Origin of the sequence: Paenibacillus kyungheensis (assembly GCF_028606985.1) — a bacterium.
Classification (GTDB): domain Bacteria; phylum Bacillota; class Bacilli; order Paenibacillales; family Paenibacillaceae; genus Saccharibacillus; species Saccharibacillus kyungheensis.
Genome location: NZ_CP117416.1, coordinates 2,405,451 through 2,418,732 on the forward strand (window position 1 = coordinate 2,405,451; position 13,282 = coordinate 2,418,732).

At 37.9% G+C, this 13,282-nt stretch carries 10 protein-coding genes; all 10 read left to right on the top strand.

What is annotated here, in order from left to right:
* The first annotated feature begins 13 nt into the window (after positions 1-13).
* A complete protein-coding gene (treP, locus tag PQ456_RS10620) occupies positions 14-2,035 on the top strand; it encodes a PTS system trehalose-specific EIIBC component (protein WP_273616100.1) in 2,022 nt (673 codons plus the stop codon).
* Positions 2,036-2,126: 91 nt separating this feature from the next.
* Entirely contained in the window at positions 2,127-2,855 is a 729-nt protein-coding gene (gene treR / locus PQ456_RS10625) for a trehalose operon repressor (RefSeq protein WP_273616101.1), read from the top strand.
* A gap of 323 nt (positions 2,856-3,178) precedes the next feature.
* Positions 3,179-4,102 carry a PLP-dependent cysteine synthase family protein gene (locus tag PQ456_RS10630; protein ID WP_273616102.1) on the top strand — a complete coding sequence of 308 codons (924 nt, stop codon included), beginning with the start codon at positions 3,179-3,181 and terminating at the stop codon, positions 4,100-4,102.
* A 2-nt stretch (positions 4,103-4,104) separates the two neighbouring features.
* Positions 4,105-5,241 (top strand): bifunctional cystathionine gamma-lyase/homocysteine desulfhydrase, encoded by a 1,137-nt coding sequence (locus PQ456_RS10635; RefSeq protein ID WP_273616103.1) that lies wholly within the window; start codon positions 4,105-4,107, stop codon positions 5,239-5,241.
* Between the two features lie 448 nt (positions 5,242-5,689).
* The gene (locus tag PQ456_RS10640; protein ID WP_420540653.1) at positions 5,690-6,469 is read left to right on the top strand and encodes a general stress protein; all 780 of its coding nucleotides are present in this window, start codon (positions 5,690-5,692) and stop codon (positions 6,467-6,469) included.
* A gap of 172 nt (positions 6,470-6,641) precedes the next feature.
* Complete coding sequence (locus tag PQ456_RS10645; protein WP_273616104.1) at positions 6,642-7,301, top strand: general stress protein; 660 nt, start codon at positions 6,642-6,644, stop codon at positions 7,299-7,301.
* 281 nt (positions 7,302-7,582) lie between these two features.
* Positions 7,583-8,380 (top strand): ABC transporter ATP-binding protein, encoded by a 798-nt coding sequence (locus PQ456_RS10650; protein WP_420540654.1) that lies wholly within the window; start codon positions 7,583-7,585, stop codon positions 8,378-8,380.
* Positions 8,380-9,894, top strand: coding sequence for an ABC transporter permease/substrate-binding protein (locus PQ456_RS10655; protein WP_273616105.1), 1,515 nt, complete (start codon positions 8,380-8,382; stop codon positions 9,892-9,894). Before PQ456_RS10650 ends, PQ456_RS10655 begins: the two co-directional genes overlap by 1 nt.
* 236 nt (positions 9,895-10,130) lie before the next feature.
* A complete protein-coding gene (locus PQ456_RS10660; RefSeq protein WP_273616106.1) occupies positions 10,131-12,092 on the top strand; it encodes an ATP-dependent DNA helicase in 1,962 nt (653 codons plus the stop codon).
* Between the two features lie 150 nt (positions 12,093-12,242).
* Positions 12,243-13,025, top strand: coding sequence for a hypothetical protein (locus PQ456_RS10665; RefSeq protein WP_273616107.1), 783 nt, complete (start codon positions 12,243-12,245; stop codon positions 13,023-13,025).
* Positions 13,026-13,282: the final 257 nt, after the last annotated feature.

Sequence of the window (13,282 nt, forward strand, 5' to 3'; positions counted from 1 at the left end):
GGAGTGGGGTTAGGTGGCAGATATCGATAAAAAAAGTGTAGAGCAGATTATAGCCGCAGTCGGTGGCAAAGAAAATATAGAAGTAGCTACACACTGTGTAACACGATTACGATTTGCTTTGCATGATGATAGTCTGGTAGACAAAGATGCGTTGGATCAGAATGATCTGGTCAAAGGACAATTTTCGTCACAAGGTCAGTATCAAGTAGTTATCGGTCCCGGACTTGTTGATAAAGTGTACAACGAAATGATAGCGATTACGGGCGGTAATCGTGCTTCCAAAGACGATGTAAAAAGTGCAGCTAGTAAAAAGCAAAATCCGATTCAACGAGCAATCAAAACACTGGCTGATATTTTTATTCCGATTTTGCCAGCGATCGTTACAGCAGGTTTATTATTAGGGATTAATAATATTTTGACAGGCGCAGGTATTTTCTTTGAAGGACAATCTTTAGTGGATGTATATCCACAATGGAAAGATTTTGCTTCTATTATAAATACGATAGCCAGTACAGCCTTTACGTTTCTTCCTGTATTGATCGGTTGGTCAGCGACCACCAGGTTTGGCGGTAGTCCTTTACTCGGGATTGTACTCGGTCTGATTCTAGTTCATCCAGATCTTATGAGTGCTTACAAATACGCAGATGCTGTCAATAGTGGCACTGTACCTGTATGGAATCTATTTGGCTGGGAAATCAACAAAATCGGTTATCAAGGACAAGTATTACCTGTACTTGTATCCGCTTACGTATTATCACGTATTGAAATATTTTTAAATAAACGAATAGCTGATTCTTTTAAACTATTATTGTTAGCTCCTATTACGTTGCTAGTCACAGGTTTCCTTGCATTTACCGTTATCGGGCCGGTTACGTTTGCAATCGGTAATGTGATTACAAGTAGCTTTGTCTATGTATTTGATACAGTTCCTGCTCTAGGTGGTCTAATCTATGGTGGATTGTATGCATTGCTAGTTATTACAGGAATGCATCATACGTTCCTTGCAGTCGATGTACAATTGATCGGAACACAAGGAGGCACCTTCTTATGGCCAATGTTAGCTTTATCTAATATTGCTCAAGGTGCAGGCGCATTAGCTATGGTACTTATTTTGAAAGATCAAAAAAGTAAAGGTCTAGCGATTACATCGTCTGTATCCGCTTTTCTCGGTGTAACTGAACCGGCGATCTTCGGGGTTAATATTCGTTACAAATATCCTTTTGTATTCGGAATGATTGGTTCAGCTATCGCAGGGGTATTGCTCACGATTAATCATGTGTTGGCGTATTCAATAGGGGTCGGCGGTATTCCCGGATTCCTTTCTATCTTCCCGGATCAGTGGGGCGTATTCTTTATCGGTATGGCAATCGTATTGATTGTTCCTTTTACACTGACATTGTTATACGGCAAAATTATGATCCGTCGTCAGCAAAATAACAGTTCTGCTGATGATACCAAAAATGTATCCAAAGCAACGACTCCAACAACGACCGAATCGGTTAAAGGCTCTGCTCATCAAGCATTATCTGGTTCTCAATCGAATGCTACCAGTGATGCAGATGCAGTGGATGTGTTGGAAGTGTTAGCTCCTGTCACAGGAGAAGCGGTTATGTTGGAACAAGTACCTGATCCTGCTTTTGCTGAAAGACAAATGGGTCAAGGGATCGCTATCGAACCGACAGATGGTAAGATTGTTGCTCCATTTGCCGGAACGGTCGTGCATATTATGGCGAATAGTAAGCATGCTATGATTTTGGAACATGCGACTGGCGTACAGATTTTGATTCATGTAGGTATTGATACTGTAGGTCTTAAAGGCGAAGGATTTACAGTCCATGCGGAGACAGGAGATACGGTAGAAGCAGGTCAATTGTTATTAGAATTTGATCGTGATGTGATTCAGGCAGCAGGGTATCCGATCATTACGCCTATTATTGTGCCAGATGGTCAAGATATGATTGAATCGATTGAAGAACTTCCGGGTACAGTCAATGACTTGAAGTATCAGATTCTAAAAATTCATCTTAAACAATAAGCATGATCTCGGTGACATTGATATCGTATGTAAAACAATTTGCTGATTTCAGATGATTCAAAAAGTGCTACAATAAATGTGGTGATGACAAGTGAATACTAATATTTTTCTACAAATTTATCATGATTATTCAGAACGTATTCAATCCGGTGAGATCGCTGCGGGTACCAAACTTCCTTCTGAAAATGATCTAACCAGAGAATATGGCATCTCTCGCGAAACAGTGCGCAAAGCACTTCAATTACTTTCAGAGAATGGATTTATTCATAAGATCAAAGGCAAAGGTTCATTTGCACTTGATATTGGACGAATGAATTTTCCGTTAAGTGGTCTGGTTAGCTTCAAAGAAATGTCTGAACGAATAGGACGCAAATCACAAACGATTGTTTACAAAACAGAGCATATTCCTATACCTCATGCAGTAGCTCGTCATTTGGAAACAGATAAACATGCAACTGTATGGCAAGTGATTCGTGCTCGCAATATAGAAGGCGAAAAGGTCATTCTGGATAAAGACTATTTCCGCTCTGATATTGTCCCGTTGTTAACAACAGAAATTGCTAGCGGATCGATCTATGCTTATCTGGAACAAGAATTGAATTTGCAGATCAGTTATGCTAAAAAAGTAATTTCTGTAGAAGATGCAACCACTGAAGATTATGAATTGTTAGATTTAAAAGAGTACACTCATGTTGTTGTAGTACGCAACTATGTTCATTTAGAAGATACGACTCTTTTTCAGTATACTGAATCAAGGCATCGGTTAGACAAATTTCAATTTGTCGATTTTGCTAGACGTTCTCCTGGAGAAGAAAAGTAGATTTATTAATGAACAACAAAAGAAGCTAGTACAAAAAGGTCTGTCCTGTTCGCTGTCATTCAGTGAATAGTTACAGACCTTTTTGTGATCAAATGTGTTATAAGAGGCGGAAGTATGGTTTTTCCCATTATGAGAATAAGTGCTGACTTGTTTGACTTTTAACCGTAATCTTACTACACTCAAAGTATAGATTGATAATTCCTACTTGTTTAATTGGTTTTTTTATTTTCCTATTTATTGACCAATGGTTTAAAATACAATATTTATTATGGTTATTCATCTAACAACACACAATGATTAGATCATCAAAGGAGCAAACTCGAATGGCTTTATATCGCAGTACTATGGATTTGATCGGAAATACACCACTGGTAGAAATCAATGCGTATGATTTACCAAGAGGTATTCGGTTATTTGCCAAGTTAGAATTTATGAATCCTGGAGGCAGTGTCAAAGATCGGGTAGGTAAAGCGTTACTTCACGATGCACTGGCTACCGGCAAAATCAAACCAGGTGGCACACTTGTGGAAGCGACAGCAGGAAATGCAGGGATAGGTCTAGCGATGGCGGCGATCCATGAAGATATTTCTGTTGTATTTGCTGTGCCAGAGAAATTCAGTATCGAAAAGCAGACCTTAATGAAAGCGTTAGGAGCTCGGATTGTGCATACTCCGACAGCGAAAGGAATGCGTGGTGCTATAGATAAAGCACGTGAACTGGTAGAAGAAATACCGGGTGCATATTGTCCGGGGCAATTTACCAATCCAGATAACCCCAAAGCGTACTATCAAACGATGGGACCTGAGATCTGGAACGATCTTGAAGGGAAAGTGGATGTATTTGTCGCAGGGGCAGGCTCTGGTGGTACATTTATGGGTACAAGCCGTTATTTGAAAGAGCAAAATCCAAATATTAAAACAGTCATTGTAGAGCCAGAAGGTTCGATTATCAATGGCGGCGAATCGGGATCGCACAAAACCGAAGGAATCGGGATGGAGATGATTCCTGAATTTATGGATAAATCGTATTTCAATACAATTCATACAATCAGTGATGAAGATGCTTTTCATCGGGTCGCTGAACTGGCTCGTCTGGAAGGATTATTGATCGGAAGTTCAGCAGGATCAGCGCTTCATGCTGCTCTTTTAGAAGTTGAAACAGCGCCCGATGGTGCTCATATCGTCACCATTTTCCCGGATAGTAGTGAACGTTATTTAAGCAAACAAATTTATGAAGGTGGTATTTAAATATGAAACGCAAAACAAAATTGATTCACGGCGGTATCTCTGGTGATCCTCATACAGGCGCAGTCAATGTGCCTATTTATCAAGTAAGTACGTACAAACAAGAAGAGATTGGTGTACACAAAGGATATGAATATTCTCGTACAGGCAATCCGACACGATTTGCCTTGGAAGAATTGATTAAAGATTTGGAAGAAGGATATAAAGGATTTGCTTTTGGCTCAGGGATGGCGGCTATTCATGCCGTATTTACTATGTTCAATACAGGTGACCATATTTTGCTTACAGATGATGTCTATGGAGGTACATATCGTATCTTCACCAAAGTGTTAGCACGTCTGGGGATCGAGTCTACTTTTGTAGATACAACCGATCTGGATGCTATTCGCCAAGCAATACAGCCGAACACCAAAGCTATCTATGTGGAAACGCCAACCAATCCTTTGCTTAAAGTTACAGATATTCGCGCTGTAGCCGATGTAGCCCATGAACATGATCTATTATTTGTCGTCGATAATACATTTGCTACCCCATACTGGCAAAATCCTATTCCATTAGGAGCAGATATTGTGCTTCACTCTGCAACTAAGTATTTGGGAGGGCATAGTGATCTGGTAGCAGGGTTAGTTGTAGTAAATAGTGAAAAACTTGCTGAAGAGATCCATTTTATTCAAAATGCTGTTGGTGGAATTCTAGGGCCACAAGATGCATGGTTATTAATTCGTGGGATCAAGACATTAGGATTGCGTATGGAAGCAATAGAACGTAATTCACAAGAAATCGTAACCTTTTTAACTGAACATCCAGCAGTAGGCAAAGTCTACTATCCAGGTCTAGCTTCTCATCCGCAACATGAATTATCCAAAAAGCAAACAACAGGTTTTGGTGGTATTATTTCATTTGATGTCGGTAGTGATGCCAAAGCAGCAGAATTACTCAAAAAGCTGACTTATTTCACATTAGCAGAAAGTCTAGGAGCTGTGGAAAGTCTTATTTCAGTACCTGCACGTATGACCCATGCTTCGATTCCAGCAGAACGAAGAGCAGAATTGGGCATTACACCAGGATTAGTACGTATTTCGGTAGGCATTGAAGATGGAGAAGATCTGATTGATGATCTCAAAAAAGGTTTAGATCAATAATTCCGTATTATACAAACAAGCGATAAACTATCACTAAAAATGACAAAAATGAAATATTTATTTTTGTTGTAAACCAGTGTATAGACGATCGCTTGTTTTTTATTTTATATTTCTTTAGAAATCATCGCATGATCCTTAGAAAATGAATAAGATAGAGTATTACATATAACATTATAGAAATAATATCGTTTGGATAAAGAGAGTCAATAAACATAAATGGTGATCAGAAGTAGTGATTATAGCAGTGTAAATTAGAGGAAAAGCGCTACCATTAACCAAATGTTGGTTGGTTTAATCTTTTTTATACGGTTAATAACACTATAAGCGACAAACACATATAAAAAAAGTGCAGTTCAATTGTCTGCACAATTATTACTTACATGCAATCATTTATACATGATGCAACTTTTCAAAAAAAGCGTACTTATCCTGAGGAGGATGAAGAAAAATGATGGACCATAACAATACAAATGAAATGAATAACGAGCAAACAAATGACAAAGTTGTAGGAATGTTTGTAGAAGAACAACAAGCAACTCGTGCGATTGAACAATTAAAAGCCGAGGGTATTTCTACAGATCAAATCTCTGTTATTGCCAAAGACAAAAAAGATTTAAAACATATTAGTGAAGAAACAGGAACAAAAGCTCCTGAAGGGATTGCTACAGGTGCAACAGCAGGAGGATTGTTAGGCGGAACTGCCGGTCTTCTTGCAGGTCTGGGCATGATGGCTATTCCGGTATTTGGCCCGATTATGGCAGCAGGCCCAATCGTTGTCGCATTAACAGGAGCAGCAGTCGGTGCAGGTGCTGGTGGTCTAGTAGGCGGTTTGATTGGACTCGGTATTCCTGAAGATGAAGCAGCAGAATACGAGAACAATGTAAATGAAGGACAAATTTTGGTATTGGTAGACAAATCTGCGGGTCATCGCAATATGATTTATGATATTTTCCGCAATAACCATGCTTCTAATAGTCGATTCTATGATCGTAATGATACAGCATCACCAACGATCCCAACAACAACGGCAACACCAGCAACAGATCATTTGAGTACACCTGTGGATCATACGGTATCGACAGATTCGATGAACAATGATCGTGCTAATATAAACGAAGATGAGCAGACAGCTATTTTACGTGAAGAAGCACGTCTGGGACGTAGTAGTGAAAATGTAGTTGATAAAGATGTTTCTTCTACGCCAACCAATCCTTTACACCGTAATTAATCAACAGCACTCATCACATCATTATTTATAATTTATAAATTTACAAATAATGAAAATATTAGCATATAACCCAAAATAGCTGTTTTAAACACTTTTTTACGGTTAATCATATAGCAGAACGATAGAAACAGAACAATACAAATTTGCTTACAATCCAAGGAGGATAAACACTATGGAAACTCATAACACTAATGATTTAAATAACACTAACGAATTGAACAATGACAAATTGGTAGGCGTATTCCAAACAGAACAACAAGCTAGTCAAGCGATCGAAGACTTGAAAGCGTCTGGTATTAACAAAGACAATATCTCCGTTATTGCCAAAGATAAAAAAGATCTGAAGCATATCAGTGAAGAAACAGGAACCAAAGCACCTGAAGGCATTGCAACAGGAGCAGCGGCTGGTGGTACAATCGGTGGGGTAGCAGGATTGCTAGCAGGTATCGGTATGATGGCTATTCCAGTATTTGGTCCAATTATGGCGGCAGGCCCGATTGCAGTAACATTAGCAGGCGCAGCAGCTGGAGCTGCTGGTGGTGGATTAGTAGGCGGACTTATCGGTCTTGGTATTCCTGAAGATCAAGCAAAAGAGTACGAAAACAATGTAAAAGAAGGTCAAATTCTAGTCTTGGTTGATGAGCATACAGGTCGCCAAGTAACAGTATATGATATCTTCCGCAAAAATCAGGCTTCCAATACAAAATATTATGATACAGATACAACAACTGCTACAACAGGAACAGGTATTGATAGTGTAAATGTTGATCCTGATTTGAATGATCGTAGAGTGGACAGCGAACGCGATCCATTGAACTTCCCTAGAAAATAAGTTGTCGATATAAAGACAACAAATTATAAACTTATGTGTAATTAAGGTGCTAAAAGGCTCTATAAGCTAATCACTTATAGAGCCTTTTTTTGTATTTAATTTTAAGTGTTCCATTGGATATAACTTGGGTAATAGTAAAAGAAGTGAAATATAGTTAATATTCCATTATTTTATTGTAAAAAATCTTTTCTTGTTCACACTCTATCGTACGTATTTATTTACAAATATTATTATACATAACTACATAGAGATGAGATTGATTATAAATAGGAGGTAGGTTCATGATTAAATTTGCACAAGTATCCAAACAGTATGAAGATGGTACGATTGCTGTACATCCGATGGATTTACATATTCAAAAAGGTGAATTTTTCGTATTGGTTGGGCCAAGTGGATGCGGTAAAACCACAACTCTCAAAATGATCAACCGATTAATAGAACCCAGCTCAGGATTTATTTCTATTAATGATCAACAAGTTAATGATTCTCCTGTACACGAATTGCGTCAAAGTATAGGGTATGTGCTCCAACAGATCGCTTTATTTCCACATATGACGGTAGAAGAGAATATTGCTATCACTCCTGAATTATGTGGATGGGATCGAAAAAAAATAGATAAACGTGTCGATGAATTACTTCATATGGTAGGGCTTGATCCTAAAGTGTTCCGCACTCGTAAGCCGGATGAATTATCAGGCGGACAACAACAACGTATCGGTGTACTGCGTGCGCTTGCTGCTGATCCACCTGTCATTTTAATGGATGAACCTTTTAGTGCGCTTGATCCGCTAGCCAGAGAACGATTGCAAAACGATCTGTTAGAACTTCAAGTGACGATTCAGAAAACGATTGTATTTGTCACCCATGATATTCAAGAAGCGCTCAAGTTAGGAGATAGAATCGGGCTAATGCGTGAAGGGAAAATGATTCAAGTCGATACGCCAGAGCAGTTGTTACATCATCCTGCACATCCATTTGTGAGTGAATTTTTTAGCTCTGTACAAGGGGAGTCCTACACATCGACTTCATCTTCGTTGCTCAAAAAAACATCTATATCTAGCAAAGGAGACGCTGAATAATGAATAATATATGGGAAGTAATGATTCAGCGGCAAGATCAGTTATTACAAGCATTGACTCAACATATACTTATTTCTTTTGTAGCTTTGTTATGTGCTTTAATTATTGCTATTCCGTTAGGCATTTATATCGCACGTCATTTGAAAATATCTGAAGGGATATTAGGTATTGCCGCTGTATTACAGACGATTCCTTCGCTTGCTTTGCTCGGTTTATTGATTCCGTTATTAGGGATCGGGATTGTACCTGCAATTGTAGCGATTGTAATATATGCGCTATTGCCGATTTTGCGTAATACATATACAGGTATCCGAAAAGTCGATCCTTCTTTATTAGAAGCGGCTGATGCGATGGGAATGACCCCGACAAAACGATTATTTAAAGTCGAATTGCCTTTAGCGATGCCTGTCATTATGGCGGGTATTCGGACAGCGATGGTACTTATTATCGGGACGACTACATTAGCAGCTTTGATCGGTGCAGGTGGATTAGGGGATATTATATTGCTCGGTATTGACCGTAACGATACAGCTTTGCTTATCTTGGGTGCGGTACCTGCGGCATTGTTAGCGATTATCTTTGATGTTCTGCTACGTGTGATCGAAAAAAGATCATTCCGTCAATCTATTATCTGGTTATCAGCTACAGCATTGATCGTGATTGCGGTAAGTGTAATTCCGTTACTGAATAATACGCAAAAAGATCTGGTGATTGCAGGTAAGCTTGGAGCAGAACCAGAAATTTTGATCAATATGTACAAAGAATTAATCGAACAAGATACCAATCTAACAGTTGAACTCAAGCCAGGAATGGGTAAAACACCATTTTTGTTTAACGCTCTAAAAAATAAAAATATCGATATTTATCCTGAATTTACAGGTACAGCGCTAGCTGAATTTTTGAAAGAAGATGCGGTAAGCACAGATAGCAATCAAGTATACAATCAAGCGAAAGAAGGAATGGCGAAAAAGTTCAATATGGATATGTTATCTCCGATGGAATATAACAATACGTATACTTTAGCGGTTCCTGAGGCTTATGCACAGCAGAATAATTTAGAAAATATTTCAGATCTTCAAAATGTATCATCACAAGTAAAAGTAGGTTTTACACGCGAATTTGCTGATCGTAATGATGGTTATGTAGGCATGACCAAGTTGTACGGATTTACATTTCCTAATTTGCAAACGATGGAACCGAAATTACGCTATAGTGCAATCGCGTCCGGTGATATTCAATTGATGGATGCTTATTCTACGGATAGTGAATTGCAACGATATAAGTTGAAAGTGCTCAAAGACGATAAAGGATTATTTCCACCTTATCAAGGTGCGCCATTGATGCGTGATGAGACATTGAAGCAATATCCAGAAGTAGCAGAAGCTTTAGATCATTTGTCCGGTCAGATTACAGATGATGAGATGCGCAAAATGAATTATCAAGTGGATGTTGAAGGGAAACCTGCATCCGAAGTAGCCAAAACGTTTTTACAGCAAAAAGGATTGTTGAAATAACAAGAACTTGTATATTGTTTATTTTGTACTGTATTTTTGTACAACAACAATGTTAGATCAAAGTCGTACGATTTCAGTGGATTACAAATCATTGAATAGTACGGCTTTTTTTGTATATTTCATATCTATATCTTCAATTGTGAAAAATTTGTTCATAAACAGTTGTACCTTGTTGTTCACATTTGAGGTATAATGAAAGGATGCACTAAATCAGATCACTTGGAGGAATACACGGATTGAACACTTATCCATTTACATTTGATCCCGGACAACCATTTATTAAGCAGGCGAGTGATTGGATCGCGGATGTTTTTTATGATATTTTACCCGAAGCAGGTTTTGAGGTAAGAGACGAACAGATTTATATGGCTTTTCAATTGGAAAAAGCATATGCCGAAAAGAAAACTATTTTTGCAGAAGCGGGTGTAGGTACAGGGAAAACATTAGTCTACCTTTTATATGCTATTGCTTATGCTCGTTATACACGCAAGCCTGCTATTATCGCTTGTGCCGATGAGTCATTGATCGAACAGCTGGTCAAACCAGAAGGGGATATTAGCAAGCTTGCCAAGCATCTTAATCTGGTAGTAGATGCCCGTCTAGGGAAATCGCCGGATCAGTATATTTGCTTGAACAAACTGGATGTAGTACGTGATGATGCAACAGAAAGTGATGTATATCGCGATATTTATGCCGGTTTGCCAGAGTTTGTACATTACCCGGATACAATGCAATCTTTTTATCCATATGGTAACCGCAAAGAGTATCCTGAATTGACCGATGGCGAATGGAATCGAATAGGTTGGGATGTATTTCAAGATTGCCTGGTATGCCCGCAACGTCATCGCTGTGGTCAGACATTATCGCGTGAACATTACCGTAAATCGTCTGATTTGATTATTTGTTCACATGACTTTTATATGGAACATGTCTGGACATATGATGCTCGCAAACGGGAAGGGCAACTTCCTTTACTGCCTGATCACAGTTCAGTAGTATTTGATGAAGGTCATTTGCTAGAAACAGCAGCTCAAAATGCGTTAACACACAAGTTAAAACATTCTCTTTTTGAAAGTATTGTTGTGCGCTTGTTAGAAGGAGAAGTTCGTGAGACGTTAGCACTTGCAGTAGAAGAAGTGATTTTGGAAAGTGATATTTTGTTCGAGAAGTTAGCGAAGTACAGTCAGCCTGTACCTGCTTCAGATCGCAAAGAAATCAACTGGAACGAAGATCTGATGAACCAAGTCGGACGTGTCCAAGCACAGATTGCTGTGATTGAAGAAGAGTTAGTATTTGAAAGTGCATTATTCACACTGGATGATTATCAGCTCAAAATTGTAGAAGAACATCTAGAAATGATTCAGATCGCATTGAATCTTTGTCGCAAACAAGATCAGTTGATCTCATGGGTCACAGGAGAAGAAGCCGATCTTACACTGGTGATTATGCCGAAAAAGGTAAAAGAAATTCTGAACGAGAAAGTATTTGCTAAAAAAATGCCTGTTATTTTCTCTTCAGCAACGTTATCGGTCGAAGGTTCATTTGATTATATTGCGCATAGTCTGGGAATCGATAAATATCTTGCTTTCTCAGTAGCTTCTCCTTACGATTACAAAGAACAAATGCAAGCGAATCTAATGCCTGTATTGCCAGGTGTGACGACTACATCAGGTGCTTCTTTGGGATTGTTGGATCTCAATGCTGTCAATGTACAGTCTGAAAGAGTACTTGGATTGTTGGATCAATCGGGTGGACGTGCTCTTATCTTATTCTCTTCTGTTGAGGAATTAGCTGCGTTCCGTCAAAGTACACAAAACTTTACAGGATATGCTAAATATCGCATGTTATATGAAGGATCTGCCGAAATCAGTCATTTGATCTCTGCTTTCCAACAAGATGAGACTAGCGTATTATGTGCAGTTACGTTATGGGAAGGATTAGATATTCCGGGACCTTCGTTGTCCAATGTGATTGTCTGGTCATTGCCATTCCCTTCGAACGATCCATTATTTGCTTCACGCCGCGCGGAAGCAGTAAATGCTTTTGAAGAAGTCGATATGCCTTACATGCTACTTCGTCTCCGTCAAGGCATGGGACGCTTAATCCGTTCACGCGAAGATAGTGGAAGTGTATCCATCTTCGGTCGAGAATTGGATCAACCGGATGTTCGTCAAGCGGTTGAGCAGTTGTTACCTTGATTTGGATGAAATATAAATAAGAAGTGGTTGGAGTTATAAAATAGTTGCACGACCATTTAAAACCATATAATATCAAAAAGGGATTGAAGATATATTCAATTCCTTTTTGTTGTGATCAATCATACATAAGAGTAGGAGATAATGTAAATTATGCAGATGATCGATATTCAAGCTGTTTATGAGCAATTTAATACACTCAGTGCAAGTATCAAATTTTTGATTGCAGGTGTAGCCACATTCTTTGTATTTATGTATAAAACATTTGCAACGATGTATGCTGAAAATGATAAAAATGTACAGTCTACTTCTACTCAGAAATTGGAGATTCTTTTTAAGTTACAAGCGGCACTATCTATTTACAGTAAAAGCACTAAACAAATAGCAGATCAGAATGAGCTCATTTATATACTTGCTAATACTATGATGTATCTAGATTTTAGACTCAGAAAAAAAATAGAACTGTTTTATGAGAATCGATCAGATCATACTTTGCAATTAATAGAAAAACAGATCACATATGAACTTAATAACAGTCACATGATTCTTAGAAAAAAGTTACCGACCGAACGATTCTTTTTATTTACAAGTAATATGGTTAGACCACTATTTCCAGTATTAATATCGTTAATATTTATTGCGGTTTCTTTTTTTATCGTGATTAATTCAATGTTAACAGGTGATATTTACAAACAGTTAGAAATTGTAGCCGGATATTTTTCAGTACTTAATGCATTATTTATATTTATTCTATTGATCAATGTAGTTATAGAGGATTTCAAAAGTGTGCATTTTCGTTGGATTCCTTTGATAGGTTCTATAATTATAATCGTTTTACCACTTTTACTAATGAATCCACTTATACCTGTATTCGCTATCTTATTTACACAAATTATTATTTTTATAGGTATGATTTTTGCAAATAAAATAACATAATCTATATCCTCTAAAAAGATCATATAAATCATTTTGATATCATGAAGCATTCGTCTTGGAAATTCAATCTCTTATTTAATTGTTGTATGGTAGACGTGATCTAGAATAAAAGGTTTCATTTACTTTTAATGGTTAAAAATGGTTATATTTTGAGCGAAAGTGGTATATGTCTTATGGATATGTCATAATAAAGAGGTTACATAGTAACGATTACACTTATAAAATTTGAAGAAAGCACATTTGAGAGGAAATGAAAT

Bases quoted from the DNA above. Each gene is read 5' to 3' on its own strand.
- PQ456_RS10630 (WP_273616102.1), top strand. From the start codon at position 3,179: ATGGCTTTATATCGCAGTACTATGGATTTGATCGGAAATACACCACTG.
- PQ456_RS10635 (WP_273616103.1), top strand. From the start codon at position 4,105: ATGAAACGCAAAACAAAATTGATTCACGGCGGTATCTCTGGTGATCCT.
- PQ456_RS10640 (WP_420540653.1), top strand. From the start codon at position 5,690: ATGATGGACCATAACAATACAAATGAAATGAATAACGAGCAAACAAAT.
- PQ456_RS10645 (WP_273616104.1), top strand. From the start codon at position 6,642: ATGGAAACTCATAACACTAATGATTTAAATAACACTAACGAATTGAAC.
- PQ456_RS10650 (WP_420540654.1), top strand. From the start codon at position 7,583: ATGATTAAATTTGCACAAGTATCCAAACAGTATGAAGATGGTACGATT.
- PQ456_RS10655 (WP_273616105.1), top strand. From the start codon at position 8,380: ATGAATAATATATGGGAAGTAATGATTCAGCGGCAAGATCAGTTATTA.
- PQ456_RS10665 (WP_273616107.1), top strand. From the start codon at position 12,243: ATGCAGATGATCGATATTCAAGCTGTTTATGAGCAATTTAATACACTC.